Consider the following 13,914-nt stretch of genomic DNA (forward strand, 5'->3'; position numbering starts at 1 on the left):
TTCCCTCCACAAGCCCGCACTCCTTGTCCGGGCGCACCACCACCACTGGAAAGAGGCACTTTTCGTGCGTAAGAACATCAAGATCACCGTGACCGCCGCCGCCCTCGGCGCCCTCGCCCTCGGCCTCACCGCCTGCGGCACCTCCTCCGACCCGGGCGCCAAGAGCGACGACGCCAAGGCCGACACCTCCAAGCCGCTCGTCGTCGCCGCGTCCCCGACGCCGCACGCCGACATCCTGGGCTTCGTCCAGAAGAACCTGGCGAAGAAGGCCGGCCTCGAGCTGGAGGTCAAGGAGTTCACGGACTACGTCCTGCCGAACACCGCCACCGAGACCGGCCAGGTCGACGCCAACTTCTTCCAGCACCAGCCGTACCTCGACGACTTCAACGCGAAGAAGAACACCCACCTCGTCTCCGTCGGCACCGTCCACCTGGAGCCCCTCGGCCTGTACTCCAAGAAGGTCAAGGACCTCAAGGACATCAAGGCCGGACAGACCGTCGCCGTCCCCAACGACACCACCAACGAGGGCCGCGCCCTCCAGCTCCTCGCCGAGAACGGCCTCATCACCCTCAAGGACGGTGTCGGCTCCAGCGCCAAGCTGAGCGACATCACCGACAAGAAGGGGCTGGAGTTCAAGGAGCTGGAGGCCGCCACCGTGCCCCGCGCGCTGAACGACGTGGACGCCGCCGTCATCAACGGCAACTACGCCATCGAGGCCGACCTCAAGCCCGCCAAGGACGCCCTGGTGCTGGAGAAGGCCGACGGCAACCCGTACGCGAACATCATCGCCGTGAAGAAGGGCAACGAGAAGGACGCCCGTGTCCAGAAGCTCCTGGAGCTCCTGCACTCCGACGAGGTCAAGAAGTTCATCGAGGACACCTACCAGGGCTCGGTCGTCCCGGCCTTCGGGACCGCCGCCAAGTCCTGACCACCGCACCGCACTTGCCCGACGAGCCCCGCGCACCCCACCAGGGAGGCGCGGGGCTCCGGCGTTCCGACCCGACCATGCGCGACACCGGGCCGATGCTGCATGCTGTGCCTTTAACGGTCTTCGGCATGGAGCTGCGCATGACTTCCACCTTTCCGGACATCTCCATCAGCACGGACCGGTTGGTGCTGCGCCCCTTCGACATGGTGGACCTCCCCGCGTACATCGAGATGATGAACGACGAGATGGTCACCGCCTGGACCGACGCCCCCCACCCCTACACCCGGATCGACGCCGAACGGTGGGTCCGCAGGATCGCCCCCGCCCGGCGCACCGCGGGCGACGGCATCGTGCTCGCCGTCACCGAGTTCCTCACCCAGCGGCTCGTCGGCTCGGTCCGGCTCCACCGCACCGACTGGCGCACCCTCGCCACCGAGGGCTCCTACATCACCGCCCCCTGGGCCCGGGGCGAGGGATACGCCACCGAGGCCATGCTGGCGGTGGCCCAGTGGCTCTTCCGCGACCAGGGCTTCGAACGCCTCGAACTGCGCACCGCGGCCGACAACACCGCCGCCCAGCAGGTCGCCCAGAAGCTCGGCTGCATCAGCGAGGGCGTCCTGCGCAACGCACGCATAGCGCGGAGCCGGACCGACAACGGCACCGACGGCGGCTGGACCGACATCAGGACCGACCTCATCGTCTGGGGACTGCTTCCCGAGGACCTCGAAGGCGTGGCCGAGCAGCTCGCCGACGCAAGCGGCTACGGCAGCTACAACGACTGGAACTGACCCTCCGAAGGGCCCGGGGCGCCAAGCCGGTACGGACCGGGTAATGTCACCCTGCCCACCCCTCACCACCACCCCGCCTGCGACGACTCCAGGAGACTGACGACACATGGCCGATCGGGTCACCGTGATCGGCTGGGACGGCTCGCCCCTGACGGAAGCGGCCGCGGCAGCCCTCTCGGCCGCCACGCTCGTCGCCGGAGCCGCCCACCACCTCGAACTCCCCGAGGTCCCGGCGAACGCCGAACGCATCCGCCTGGGCTCCATCGACCTCGCCGCCCGCCGGATCGCCGGCCACCGGGGCAGCGCCGTGGTGCTCGCCGACGGCGACCCCGGCTACTTCGGCGTCGTCCGCACCCTCCGCGCCCCCGAGCACGGGCTGGAGGTCGAGGTCGTCCCGGCCGTGTCCTCCGTCGCCGCCGCGTTCGCCCGCGCCGGCATGCCGTGGGAGGACGCCCGCACGGTCGTCGCCCACCCCCGCACCCTGCGCCGCGCCGTCAACGTCTGCCGCGCCCACCACAAGGTCGCCGTCCTCACCTCGCCCGGCGCCGGCCCCGCCGAACTGGCCCTGCTCCTCGAAGGCGTCCACCGCACCTTCGTCATCTGCGAGGAACTCGGCACCGCCCGCGAGCAGGTCACCGTCGTCGCCTCCGACAAGGCCGCCGACCACGTCTGGCGCGACCCCAACGTCGTGATCGTCCTCGGCGGCGGCTCCGAACCCCCGGCCACCGGTGCCTGGATCTCCGGCCGCCACCCCGGCCACCCGCACGGTGTACGCGGCTGGGCGCTGCCCGCCGAGGCGTACCCGGACGGCGCGGGGGACGGCGAGGGCGGGGCCCCCGGGCTGCGCGCCGCCCAGTTGGCCCGCCTCGGCCCCCGCACCGGCGACCTCCTCTGGGACATCGGCTCCGGCGGCGGCGCCCTGGCCGTGGAGGCGGCGCGCTTCGGCGCGGCGGTCCTGGCGGTCGACAGCGACCCCGCGGCCTGCGCCCGCACCGCGGCCGCCGCCCGGGCCCACGGCGTACAGCTCCAGGTCGTCGAGGGCCGGGCACCCCATGTGCTGGAGCGGCTGCCGGAACCGGACATCGTACGGATCGGGGGCGGCGGGGTGCCCGTCGTCACCGCCGTCACCGACCGGCGCCCGGAACGCGTCGTGACCCACGCCTCGACGCGGGACGAGGCCGAGGCGCTCGGCGCCGCCCTCGCCGCGAACGGCTACACCGTCCGCTGCTCACTGCTCCAGTCCGTCGAACTCGACACGACCGCCTGGTCGGAACGGGAACGCGCGGTCGTGTTCCTCCTCTCGGGCCTGCGCTCGGACCTGCGCCCGGACCTCTGAGCCGGGCGGTGCGCGGCGCGAGGTAGGCTGGCGGATTGTTGTACCGCGCCCGGACGTTCGTCGCTTCGTTCGTCAATGTCCGGAAAAGGGGACTGTTTTGGTTCCGGCTGTGGTACGGCGGAACCGGGGGACGCGCGACGTGGCGCAGTCCACAGCGGGCCGTGGCGAAATGGGCTGCCGCGGCGGCGAATGGCCGCGAGAATGCAGTATGTCCGCGACCGTTTCGTGCCGCGCGGCGAGCCCGCTCGTTCTTGTTGACGAGCACCGGCCCGCCGTGTTCGGGCGTCCCGGGCGAAGGGCCGAAGAAGACTGACGAATGGGCGAGGGGTACGCATGAGTGACACCGGCCAGATCCCGGGTGAGGGACTGCCGGAGAACGCAGGCACGGTGGAGCAGCCGGGCGTCGCCGCCCCGGAGGCGTACGCCTACCTCGCTCCCTCCGAGCATGTCGTCGAGGACGACGACGTTCTCCTGATGCCGAGCCCCCAGGGCGGATGGAGCGACCCGCAGCCCGTCCCGGCCCCGGTGTACCCCGAGGGCGTCGCCGCCCAGGCCCCGCCCGTGGCACAGCCCTACGCGCAGCCGGCCGGCGAGCCCCTCGCCCAGGAGCCCGTTCCCGCGCCGGAGCAGGCCGCGGCGCAGGCCGCGGAAGCGCAGCCGGTCGCGGAGCCGCTGCCGGTGCCGGGCCAGGGCACCCACGAGTCCGGCGGCCGTGACTCCGGCTCGGTCGACCTGAGCGGCGTACGCATGCCGGAGCCCGCCCCCGCCCCGGCCCCCGCTCCGGCGGCCCAGGTCCCGCCGCAGGCACCGGCGCGCCGGCCGCTGCACCGCGGCCCGGTCGCGGCGGACGGATCGCCGACGTACGGCGGTACGCCGACCGGTGGTGTGGTGCGCTCGCTCGCCGACCGGGGGCCCGCGGGCGCCCCGAGGGCGCGTACCCGTGTCCGTGCCCAGGCCCCGGTCGCCCAGGCCCCGGCCGCCCCGGCGCCGGTCGCCCCGGGCCCGGAGTACTTCGAGGCACCGGTCGAGGATGCCTCGCAGCTGCCGCAGCCGGGGGAGTTCGTGCCGCAGGGCGGCACCCCGTGGGCGGCCCAGGCGCCTGCCGTGGCCGAGACCCCGGCACCGCAGCCGGAGGCCGTACCGACCGTGGCGGAGCCGGTCGCCCCGGAGCCGGCCGCCGAGACGGTGGAGGCCGTGGCACAGCCCGTGGCCGAACCGGTCGTGGAGGCGGTGGCCGAAGCGGTGGCCGAACCGGCCCCGGCGGAGGTCGAGCCCGCTCCGGTGGCGGAGCCGCAGGCCGAGGCCCCGGTCGTCGAGCCCGTGGTGACCGAGCCGATGGCCGCCGAGGCCGTACCGGTTGCTCCCGTCGCTCCGGTCGCTCAGGCGGTGGAGCCGGAGCCGGTGGTGGACGAGGCGGTCGCCGAGGCGCCTGCCGAGGCCGTGGTGGCCCAGGACATCGCCGAGCCCGTTCCCGCGGAGCAGGCCGTGCCCGTGGACGGTCCGGTGGCCATGGATCCGCACCCCGCCCCCGAGGCCGTGGAGGAGCTCGTCGAGGAACCGGCCGTCGAGGTGGAGGCCGAGGCCGTGCCCGCTCCCGTGGCTCCGGAGACCCCCTCGGTTCCCGAGACCCCCGAGGCTTCCGAGACCCCCGAGGTTTCCGTGGCTTCGGAGACCGCTGAGCCCGAGCCCGAGCCCGAGCGTGTTCCGTTCGTCATGGAGCCCGTGCGGCCCGCCCAGCCGGAGGCCGTCGAGCCCGTCACGGTCGCCGAGCCCGTCGAGCCCGTTGCGGAGGCCGCCCCCGCCGGAGCCCCGGAACCGGCCCCCGTACCCGCTCCCGCGCCCGAGGCACCGGTCGCGGCCGGGCCGGAACCGGTGGCCGTCGAGATCCCGGACGCCCCGGAAGCCGCCGCCGCGCCCGGCACGGGCGACGCGGAAGCGGCCGGTCCCGCCGAGGAGCCGGAACCGGCCCCCGCCGAGCAGCCCGAGCCCGAGGCCGCGCCCGCCGCGCCCGCCGCCTCCGTACAGCCGGAAGCCCGGCCCGAGGAGCCCGCGGTCGCGGAGCCCGAGGAGTCCGCGGAGCCCGAGGCCCCCGCCGGTCCGCCCGCCCCCGGCTACGACGACGCCGAGCGCGAGGCGGTGCTCCGGGTCATGCGCGAGCGCCGTGACATCCGTAACGGCTTCCGCAGCGACCCCATCCCGCACGAGGTCCTGCTCCGCGTCCTCGAAGCCGCGCACACCGCGCCCAGCGTCGGCCACTCCCAGCCCTGGGACTTCGTCGTCATCCGTTCCGCGGAGACCCGCCGCTCCATGCACGAACTGGCCCAGCGCCAGCGCGACGCCTACGCCAAGTCGCTGCCCAAGGGCCGGGCCAAGCAGTTCAAGGAACTGAAGATCGAGGCCATCCTCGACACCCCGGTGAACATCGTCGTCACCGCCGACCCCACCCGGGGCGGCCGCCACACCCTCGGCCGGCACACCCAGCCGCAGATGGCCCCGTACTCCTCCGCGCTCGCCGTCGAGAACCTCTGGCTCGCCGCCCGCGCCGAGGGGCTCGGCGTCGGCTGGGTCAGCTTCTTCGACGAGCGGGAGATGGTCCGCGCCCTGGGCCTGCCCGAACACCTCGAGGTCGTCGCGTATCTCTGCGTCGGTTACGTCGACGAGTTCCCCGAGGAGCCCGAGCTGATGCAGGCGGGCTGGTCCAAGCGGCGCCCGCTGTCCTGGGTCGTCCACGAGGAGACGTACGGCCGCCGCGCCCTGCCCGGCGAGGAGCCGCACGACCTGCTCCAGGAGACCATCGCCAACATCCGCCCGCTGGACGCCAAGGCGCTCGGCGAGGCGTGGGAGCGCCAGAAGCGGATGACCAAGCCGGCCGGGGCGCTCGGCATGCTGGAGATCATCTCCGCGCAGCTTTCCGGGCTCTCCCGCGTCTGCCCGCCGCCGATCCCCGAGCCCGCGGCCGTCGCGATCTTCGCGGGCGACCACGGGGTGCACGCCCAGGGCGTCACGGCCTGGCCGCAGGAGGTCACCGGCCAGATGGTCGCCAACTTCCTGGGCGGCGGCGCGGTCTGCAACGCCTTCGCCTCCCAGGTCGGCGCCGAGGTCTGCGTGGTCGACGTCGGCGTGGCGATGGAGTTGCCCGCGACGCCCGGCCTGCTGCCTCGCAAGGTCCGTGCCGGAACGGCCGACTTCACGACCGGCCCCGCGCTCACCCGCGAAGAGGTCCTCGCCGCGATCGAGGTCGGTATCGAGACCGCGCGCGACCTGGTCGCGGCCGGCAACAAGGGCCTGCTCACCGGTGAGATGGGCATCGCCAACACCACCGCGTCGGCCGCGCTGATCAGCGTCTACACCGGCATGGACCCGGCCGAGGTGACCGGGCGAGGCACCGGCATCAACGACGAGATGCACGCCCGCAAGGTCGACGTGGTCCGCCGCGCCCTCGACCTCCACCAGCCCGACCCGGCCGACCCGATCGGGGTGCTGGCCGCGGTCGGCGGCCTGGAGCACGCCGCGATGGCCGGGTTCCTGCTCGGTGGCGCGTCGCTCCGTACGCCGGTGATCCTCGACGGCGTCAGCGCGGGCGCGGCGGCCCTGGTCGCGCGGGCGATCGCCCCCGAGGCCCTGTCCGCCTGCATCGCGGGCCACCGCAGCGCCGAGCCCGGCCATGTCGCCGCGCTCAACAAGCTGGGCCTGCGTCCGCTGGTCGACCTCGACCTCCGCCTCGGCGAGGGCACCGGCGCGCTGCTGGCCCTGCCGATCGTGCAGAGCGCCGCACGGGCGATGCACGAGGTGGCGACCTTCGATTCGGCCGGCGTCACCGAGAAGTAACGAACCGCCAACCGGAAGTAACGAACCGCCAACCGGAAGCGACGCACCGCGACCGGGACCGCCGCACCCGGCCCGGACCGTACGCCCCACGGCGTCCGGTCCGGGCCGGACGGCCGTCGGGGGCCGCCCGGCCCTCCCGTCCCGTGGACCGGCGCACCCCGTATCGTGGCCTCACGCTCCACAAAACCGCACGTCACCGCCGCTCCACCGTCGCAGCGGCCCGCATCCCGCATCGCACGAGGAGTCCGCACCGTCATGGCCGAGCACGCCGATCACCCCGCGTACCCCGTCGGTCTCCGCCTGAGCGGGCGCCGCGTCGTCGTCATCGGCGGCGGCCAGGTCGCGCAGCGCCGCCTCCCGGCACTCATCGCGGCGGGCGCCGACATCACCCTCGTATCGCCGTCCGCGACCCCGTCCGTCGAGGCGATGGCCGACGCCGGGGAGATCCGCTGGGAGCGCCGCCGCTACCGGGACGGCGACCTCGCCGACACCTGGTACGCGCTCGTCGCCTCCGACGACGACACGGCCAACGAGGCCGCCTCCGTCGAGGCCGAGCGCACCCGCACCTGGTGCGTACGGAGCGACGACGCCGACGTCGCCACCGCCTGGACGCCGGCCACCGGCCGCAGCGAGGGCGTCACCGTCGCCGTCCTCTCCACCGACGCCCGGGGCCGCGACCCGCGCCACTCCGCCGCCGTCCGCGACGCCATCGTCGAGGGGCTCCGCGACGGCAGGATCGCCGCCCCCCACCACCGCGCCCGGTCCGTCCCCGGCGTCTCCCTGGTCGGCGGCGGCCCCGGCGACCCCGACCTGATCACCGTGCGCGGCCGCCGGCTGCTCGCCGAGGCCGACGTCGTCATCGCCGACCGGCTCGGCCCGCGCGACCTCCTCGACGAACTGCCGCCGCACGTCGAGGTGATCGACGCGGCGAAGATCCCGTACGGCCGCTTCATGGCCCAGGAGGCGATCAACCAGGCGCTCATCGAGCACGCCAGGGCCGGCAAGGCCGTCGTACGGCTCAAGGGCGGCGACCCGTTCGTCTTCGGCCGGGGCATGGAGGAGGCGCAGGCGCTCGCCGCCGAGGGCATCGCCTGCACCGTCGTCCCCGGCATCTCCAGCTCGATCTCCGTGCCCGGCGCCGCCGGAATCCCCGTCACCCACCGCGGCGTCGCCCACGAGTTCACCGTCGTCAGCGGCCATGTCGCCCCCGACGACCCGCGCTCACTGGTCGACTGGGCGGCGCTCGCCCGGCTCCGCGGCACCCTGGTCCTGCTGATGGCCGTCGACAAGATCGGCCCCATCGCGAAGGCCCTGATAGAGCACGGAAAGTCCCCGCGGACACCGGTCGCCCTCGTCCAGGAAGGCACCACGGCCGCCCAGCGCCGCGTCGACGCCACCCTCGCGACCGCGGCCGAACGGGCCGCCGCCGAGGACGTACGCCCCCCGGCCGTCATCGTCATCGGCGACGTCGTCGCGGTCGGCGCCGACACCGCCCCGCTCCCTGCCGAGTGACCACCCGCGCCCCTCAGAGTAACCAGCGGTAACAGAACTTCTCCCGAGCCGTTGGCACCGCACACCGGACAAGGCAGTATCGAACCCGTGGCTGATCTCATCACCGTCGACGACCCCGACGACCCCCGCCTGAGCGACTACACCGGACTCACCGACGTCGAACTCCGCCGCAGGCGGGAACCCGCGGAGGGCCTCTTCATCGCCGAGGGCGAGAAGGTGATCAGACGGGCCAGGCACGCCGGGTACGAGATGCGCTCGATGCTGCTCTCGGCGAAGTGGGTCGACCTGATGCGGGACGTCATCGACGAGGTCCCGGCCCCGGTCTACGCGGTCAGCCCCGAGCTCGCCGAGCGCGTCACCGGCTACCACGTCCACCGCGGCGCCCTCGCCTCGATGCAGCGCAAGCCCCTGCCGACCGTCGACGCGCTGCTGACCGGGACGGACGGCGACGACCGCACGGTCCGGCGCGTCGCCGTCTTCGAGGACATCGTCGACCACGCCAACCTGGGCGCCGCCTTCCGCAACGCGGCGGCCCTCGGCATCGACGCGGTGCTCCTCACCCCGCGCTGCGCCGACCCCCTCTACCGGCGATCCGTGAAGGTCTCGATGGGCGGTGTCTTCCAGGTGCCGTGGACCCGCCTGGACTCCTGGCCCAGGGACGTCGAGGTGCTGCGCGCCGCGGACTTCACGCTCGCCGCCCTCTGCCTGAGCGAACGGGCGATCACCCTCGACGAGCTCGCCGCCCGCGACCACGAGCGGCTCGCGCTGGTCTTCGGCACGGAAGGCGCGGGCCTCGCCCCCGGAACCCTCGCCGCGGTCGACGAGCACGTCCGCATCCCGATGGACGCGGGCGTCGACTCCCTCAACGTGGCCGCCGCCTCCGCCGTCGCCTTCTACGCCACCCGGCCGTCCGCCGCCTGACCCCGGAACGCACCTTTCCCGCCCCGGGGTCAACCGATCGGCCGACCCCGGGGTCGGCCGGTCCGCCCGCCACGAGGAGCCGGTACGTCGACGGGGCGGGGGACCCCCCGGCCGCACTCTTGATCAGAACGGGACGGCAGGAGCCGGCGGGTTCGGACGCCGGATCGCCGGGCGGACGGAGCCGCACCCCGCACCCAGAAGCAGGAGTGAGGCCAGTGACCGCAGTGAAGCACGCCAGGAAGACCTCGACGCGGATGCGCGTCGTCATCGGCGGCACGGTGGCCGGCGCCGTCGCCCTCGGCACATTCGCCGTGGTCAACGCCAACGCCGGGTCCGCCGAGACCGCCGCCGTCGTCGCCGACGCGGTGGACGGCAACCTCCAGCAGAGCACGCATCTGACGCTGGAGGCGGCGTCGAGGGCCGCGCAGGCGACGCTGGACGCGGCGAAGAAGGAGAACCAGCGGGTCTCGGTCGCCGTCGTGGACCGGAACGGGAACACGATCCTGACCCTGCGCGGCGACGGTGCGGGCCCGCAGGCGTACGAGTCGGCGGTGAAGAAGGCGTACACCGCCGTCTCCTGGAACGCCCCGACCTCCGAGCTGGCCAAGCGCCTGGCCAACGCCCCCACCCTGAAGGACATCCCGGGCACCCTCTTCCTCGCCGGTGGTGCCCCGGTCACCACCGAGGGCGCCCCGATCGCCGCCATCGGCGTCGCCGGAGCCCCGTCCGGCGACCTCGACGAGAAGTTCGCCCAGGCCGGCGTCGCCGCGCTGGGCGAGTAGTGGGCGGAGGAAGCGACCCCGGGGCCGCGGGGCCTCTACTGACGCAGGCTGTGCGTCGTCCCGTTGCCGGACGGGGCGACGCCCATGCCCCGGGCCGGTCCCTGGCAGCCCTGGGCCACCGCGATACCGAGCGCCACCAGCAGCGTCACCACGACGAAGACGAAGAGCCGCTGGCGCAGCAGCCGCGGATTGGCCGGGCGCAGCCCCGACGACGTGGGACGGTTCCCGGTCCGCGGCCCCGGGCGGCCGTTCGCCCCGGCCGTGCCCTGCGGACGCCGCCCCGACCGGGTGGTGTCGCGCGGGCGGGGCGGGCGCGAACCGCCGGTCCGGGGAGCACCGGCCCGCGACGACGGGCCGGGCCGGCCCCCCTGCGACAGCGGCTGCTTCTGCTTCTGCGGGCGGGAGGCGGGCGGCGCCGACCGGCGCGTCTGCTGTTCGGTGTACGGGCCGTCCATCCGGCCGGTCGGCCGGTCCAGCTCCCGCGCCGAACGCTGCGCCGGGGGCCGGCTCTCGTGCAGCCCCTGGGCCTCGCGCGCCGCGATCTCCTTGAGCCGCATGGAGAGTTGCAGCGTGCTCGGCCGCTCCTCGGGGTCCTTCGCCAGACAGGCCCGCACCAGCGGCGCGAGCGCGTCGTGCACCTCGTGCAGATGGGGCTCCTCGTGCACGACGCGGTACAGCATCACCTCGGAACTGCCGTGCCCGAACGGCGAGTCCGCCGTGGCCGCGTACGCCAGCGTGGCCCCCAGCGCGAACACGTCGGTCGCCGGGGTCACGGCAGCGCCCCGCACCTGCTCGGGCGCGAGGAACCCCGGCGAACCCACCGCCGTACCGACATGGGTCAGGGTGGAGGCCCCGGTGGCCCAGGCGATCCCGAAGTCGATGATCCGCGGGCCCTTGGGGGAGAGGAGGATGTTCGACGGCTTCAGGTCGCGGTGGACCACCCCCGCCTCGTGCACCGCCACCAGGCCCTCCGAGAGAGCGGCCCCGATCGCGGCCACCTCGGCCGCCGACAGCGGACCCTCCTCGGCCACCTTGTCGTGCAACGAGGGCCCCGGAACGTACTGCGTGGCGAACCACGGCCGGTCCGCCTCCAGGTCCGCCGCCACCAGCCGCGCCGTGCAGCCGCCCCGGATCCGCCGGGCGGCGGACACCTCGCGCGCGAAGCGGGAGCGGAACTCCTGGTCCTCCGCCAGGTCCGGGCGGATCACCTTCAGCGCCACCCGCTGGCCCCGCCGGTCCGAACCCAGGTAGACGACACCCATGCCGCCCGCCCCGAGCCGCCGGTGCAGCCTGAACGAACCGACGACACGCGGGTCCTCGCGCCGGAGCCGCATCATCGCCATGTCTGCCCATCCCCGCTGCCTGGTCCGCCTGACGAGGCACAGCTTACGTACCCGGCGCCCGGGGCGCTCAGAGGCCGCGCCCTCGCCCGCCGATCGATTGTCGGTACCCGGCCCGGCCGCTGACAGGGCGTACGACGGCCACCGCGCCGGGGCCCCGGCACGGTGCGGGCCCAAGGAGGCGGCGGCACACGGTGGTTGGCGCCCCGACACCCCACCCCGCACGCGCCGCCGGAATCCCCGCCCCACCGTCCGGCGCCTCCGCGTGCACCGCACCGGGGCGGGCCGGCGCCGTACGGGCGGCGGAAGGGTGAGTGACATCACGGCCACCGCACCCGTCCCACCGGCCAACGGTTCGGGCACCCCGCCGAGTTCGCCGTACCCCTCCGGGATCTCCCCCGGCCCGGCCGTACCGGTCTCCACCCAGGGGAGTACGCCGACGGGCCGGGGCTCATCCTCTCGTAGGCCCGGCAATCGGTACGCGGGCATGACGCCCCCGCCGCCGCGCTTCCCTAGTGTGGGACGCGAGCGGTGGGTACAGAAACTCGTTCCCCGAGGTCACACGCCCGCCGCTCCCCAACGAGTCAGGAGAGGAACCATGGCGGACACGGCGGCACGGACCACCATCCGCGCGGCACGCGGGGCGCGCGCCCCGCTCGCCGTCCGGCCCGCGGCCGGCACGCGTCACCCGCTGGTGGCGACGGCGATGGTTCTTCCCCTGGCGGCCCTGCTCGTGGTCGTCTTCGGCGGCTGGGACGCAGTGGTCACACAGGCGTCGTCCGTGGGCGTGATGCTGGGGCGCTGAGCGGCGCCCCGGGTCCGGAAGAGCGGTCCGGACCGGGACATCCGGCCAACAGCCCCGTGGGGACGGGGGTGCGTCGGGCGGCAGCGTTTGTCCGGTCAGCTGGGGAGCTGACCGGACATCGCGCTGTCCGGGCCCGTCCGCGCCCCGCACGCGAGCGACGGCGGGTCCACCGGGAACGCCCTGCCGCTCCACGCCCCGCGTACGCTCGTCGGCGGACCCGGCACGGACCGGGCCGCACCGTCCGCCATCGGGGGAGACCGTGACCACCGCAGTCGTACGCGCGCTCGGCGCCGTCGCCCACCGGGCCGCGCACGCGCACCCCGAGGAGCCCTGCGCCTGCCCGCCCCCGCTGGTGCTCGCCGACCGCGCGGACGGCACGGTGGTCCGCAGCGGCCCCGTCGTCGCCAAGGCCCACGCCCCCGGCACGGACGGCCCCGGGCTGACCGGCCGGATGGCCCTCGCCTCCGACCCCCGTCTGTCCGGGGTCCTCCTCGCCCCTCTGGAACCCCGGCCCGCGGCCCTGCCCGCCCCGCTTCACGACCGCCCCGTCACCCTGTGGCCGCACGGCGACCCGGTCGACCCGGACGATCCCGACGCCGCCCCCTGGGCGGAGGCCGCCGCGCTGCTGGCTGTCCTGCACCGGACCCCCGCCCCGCCCGGCCTCGCCCTTCCTCCGATGCGCGGCCCCGCCAAGGTGGCGCGGGCGGTGGCCCGGATGCGCGCCGCCCGCCCGGCCGATCCGGCGGCCGCCCCGGTCCTCGCCGCCTGGCACCGGCTGCCGCCCTGGGCCCGGGGCGAAGCCGCCTCGCCCGCGCACCGCGGCCGCTTCCTGTGCCACGGCGACCTCCACCTCGGCCAGCTCGTCCGCCACCCGGCCCCGCACGGCCCCTGGCGGCTCATCGACATCGACGACGCCGGTCTCGGTGACCCCGCCTGGGACCTCGCCCGGCCCGCCGCCTGGTACGCGGCCGGAATCCTGCCGCCCGACGTCTGGCACCGCTTCCTCGACGGCTACCGGGCGGCGGGCGGCCCCGCGGTGCGCCCCGGGGGAGACCCGTGGCCGGAGCTGGACGTACCGGCCCGGGCACTGAGCGTGCAGACCGCCGCACTGGCCCTGGCCAAGTCCGCCGCGGAGGGCCGGACTCCGGACGAGGTCGAACAGGCGATGGTCGACGCCTGCGCCCGAATCGCTTCCCTCCCGCCCGAGTTGGGCACCGACCACCCGTCGTAGGCTGGTCCGACCGCCGACGGGCACGCTGCCCGCCGGTGGAGACCCGACGCGAGGAGTGAACCCGGTCATGCAGTGTCCCAAGTGCCACGCGCAGATGCACACGTACAACCGCAACGGCATACAGATCGAGCAGTGCAGCGGCTGCCGGGGGATCTTCCTCGACTACGGCGAGCTGGAGACCCTCACCCGGATCGAGGCGCAGTGGACGCAGCAGGCCCCGCCCGCACCGCCCGCCCCGCAGGCCTACCCGGCGCCCCAGCAGCCCGCCTGGGGCGCCCCTCCGCAGTACCACGGCGGCCACCACGGTGGTCACTACCGCCACAAGAGCTTCGGTCGCATGCTCTTCTCGTCCTGACCGGACCGGTCCGCGGTGGCCGACTCACCGCGGACCGGCAGAAGGCGTGTCCCGAACACGAAAGAGCCCCGGTCGTCGGAACGACCGG

Annotated in this window: 11 protein-coding genes; 10 read left to right on the forward strand and 1 reads right to left on the reverse strand. The window is 74.8% G+C overall.

What is annotated here, in order from left to right:
* Window positions 1–64: 64 nt before the first annotated feature.
* From ACF08W_RS13625 to ACF08W_RS13655, 7 genes are all read left to right on the forward strand, one after another.
* Window positions 65–928, forward strand: coding sequence for a MetQ/NlpA family ABC transporter substrate-binding protein (locus ACF08W_RS13625; protein WP_392279323.1), 864 nt, complete (start codon window positions 65–67; stop codon window positions 926–928).
* 140 nt (window positions 929–1,068) lie between these two features.
* Window positions 1,069–1,716 (forward strand): GNAT family N-acetyltransferase, encoded by a 648-nt coding sequence (locus ACF08W_RS13630; RefSeq protein ID WP_352277490.1) that lies wholly within the window; start codon window positions 1,069–1,071, stop codon window positions 1,714–1,716.
* 106 nt (window positions 1,717–1,822) lie between these two features.
* The gene (cbiE, locus tag ACF08W_RS13635; protein ID WP_392279324.1) at window positions 1,823–3,052 is read left to right on the forward strand and encodes a precorrin-6y C5,15-methyltransferase (decarboxylating) subunit CbiE; all 1,230 of its coding nucleotides are present in this window, start codon (window positions 1,823–1,825) and stop codon (window positions 3,050–3,052) included.
* A gap of 333 nt (window positions 3,053–3,385) precedes the next feature.
* A complete protein-coding gene (cobT, locus tag ACF08W_RS13640) occupies window positions 3,386–6,880 on the forward strand; it encodes a nicotinate-nucleotide--dimethylbenzimidazole phosphoribosyltransferase (RefSeq protein ID WP_392279325.1) in 3,495 nt (1,164 codons plus the stop codon).
* Window positions 6,881–7,135: 255 nt separating this feature from the next.
* Window positions 7,136–8,392: a uroporphyrinogen-III C-methyltransferase gene (cobA, locus tag ACF08W_RS13645; protein ID WP_392279326.1), complete on the forward strand. Its 1,257-nt coding sequence runs from the start codon at window positions 7,136–7,138 to the stop codon at window positions 8,390–8,392.
* A gap of 87 nt (window positions 8,393–8,479) precedes the next feature.
* Window positions 8,480–9,313 (forward strand): TrmH family RNA methyltransferase, encoded by an 834-nt coding sequence (locus tag ACF08W_RS13650; RefSeq protein ID WP_385210786.1) that lies wholly within the window; start codon window positions 8,480–8,482, stop codon window positions 9,311–9,313.
* Window positions 9,314–9,567: 254 nt separating this feature from the next.
* Window positions 9,568–10,095, forward strand: a complete 528-nt coding sequence (locus ACF08W_RS13655; protein WP_392279368.1) for a heme-binding protein — start codon at window positions 9,568–9,570, stop codon at window positions 10,093–10,095.
* A 35-nt stretch (window positions 10,096–10,130) separates the two neighbouring features.
* On the opposite strand, the gene ACF08W_RS13660 is transcribed toward ACF08W_RS13655, so the two are convergent.
* A complete protein-coding gene (locus ACF08W_RS13660) occupies window positions 10,131–11,438 on the reverse strand; it encodes a serine/threonine-protein kinase (RefSeq protein WP_392279327.1) in 1,308 nt (435 codons plus the stop codon).
* Between the two features lie 595 nt (window positions 11,439–12,033).
* On the opposite strand from ACF08W_RS13660, the gene ACF08W_RS13665 reads away from it, so the two are divergent.
* The 3 genes from ACF08W_RS13665 (at window position 12,034) to ACF08W_RS13675 (ending at window position 13,826) form a co-directional block, all read left to right on the forward strand.
* Window positions 12,034–12,240 carry a hypothetical protein gene (locus ACF08W_RS13665; protein ID WP_352277480.1) on the forward strand — a complete coding sequence of 69 codons (207 nt, stop codon included), beginning with the start codon at window positions 12,034–12,036 and terminating at the stop codon, window positions 12,238–12,240.
* A gap of 259 nt (window positions 12,241–12,499) precedes the next feature.
* Window positions 12,500–13,471, forward strand: coding sequence for a phosphotransferase family protein (locus ACF08W_RS13670; protein ID WP_392279328.1), 972 nt, complete (start codon window positions 12,500–12,502; stop codon window positions 13,469–13,471).
* 67 nt (window positions 13,472–13,538) lie between these two features.
* A complete protein-coding gene (locus ACF08W_RS13675; RefSeq protein ID WP_352277477.1) occupies window positions 13,539–13,826 on the forward strand; it encodes a zf-TFIIB domain-containing protein in 288 nt (95 codons plus the stop codon).
* Window positions 13,827–13,914 lie beyond the last annotated feature (88 nt).

It is taken from the genome of Streptomyces sp. NPDC015144 (assembly GCF_043079735.1).
Taxonomy (GTDB): domain Bacteria; phylum Actinomycetota; class Actinomycetes; order Streptomycetales; family Streptomycetaceae; genus Streptomyces.

Bases quoted from the DNA above. Each gene is read 5' to 3' on its own strand.
- ACF08W_RS13675 (WP_352277477.1), top strand. From the start codon at position 13,539: ATGCAGTGTCCCAAGTGCCACGCGCAGATGCACACGTACAACCGCAAC.
- ACF08W_RS13665 (WP_352277480.1), top strand. From the start codon at position 12,034: ATGGCGGACACGGCGGCACGGACCACCATCCGCGCGGCACGCGGGGCG.
- cobT (WP_392279325.1), top strand. From the start codon at position 3,386: ATGAGTGACACCGGCCAGATCCCGGGTGAGGGACTGCCGGAGAACGCA.
- cbiE (WP_392279324.1), top strand. From the start codon at position 1,823: ATGGCCGATCGGGTCACCGTGATCGGCTGGGACGGCTCGCCCCTGACG.
- ACF08W_RS13630 (WP_352277490.1), top strand. From the start codon at position 1,069: ATGACTTCCACCTTTCCGGACATCTCCATCAGCACGGACCGGTTGGTG.
- cobA (WP_392279326.1), top strand. From the start codon at position 7,136: ATGGCCGAGCACGCCGATCACCCCGCGTACCCCGTCGGTCTCCGCCTG.
- ACF08W_RS13655 (WP_392279368.1), top strand. From the start codon at position 9,568: ATGCGCGTCGTCATCGGCGGCACGGTGGCCGGCGCCGTCGCCCTCGGC.
- ACF08W_RS13660 (WP_392279327.1), bottom strand. From the start codon at position 11,438: ATGGCGATGATGCGGCTCCGGCGCGAGGACCCGCGTGTCGTCGGTTCG.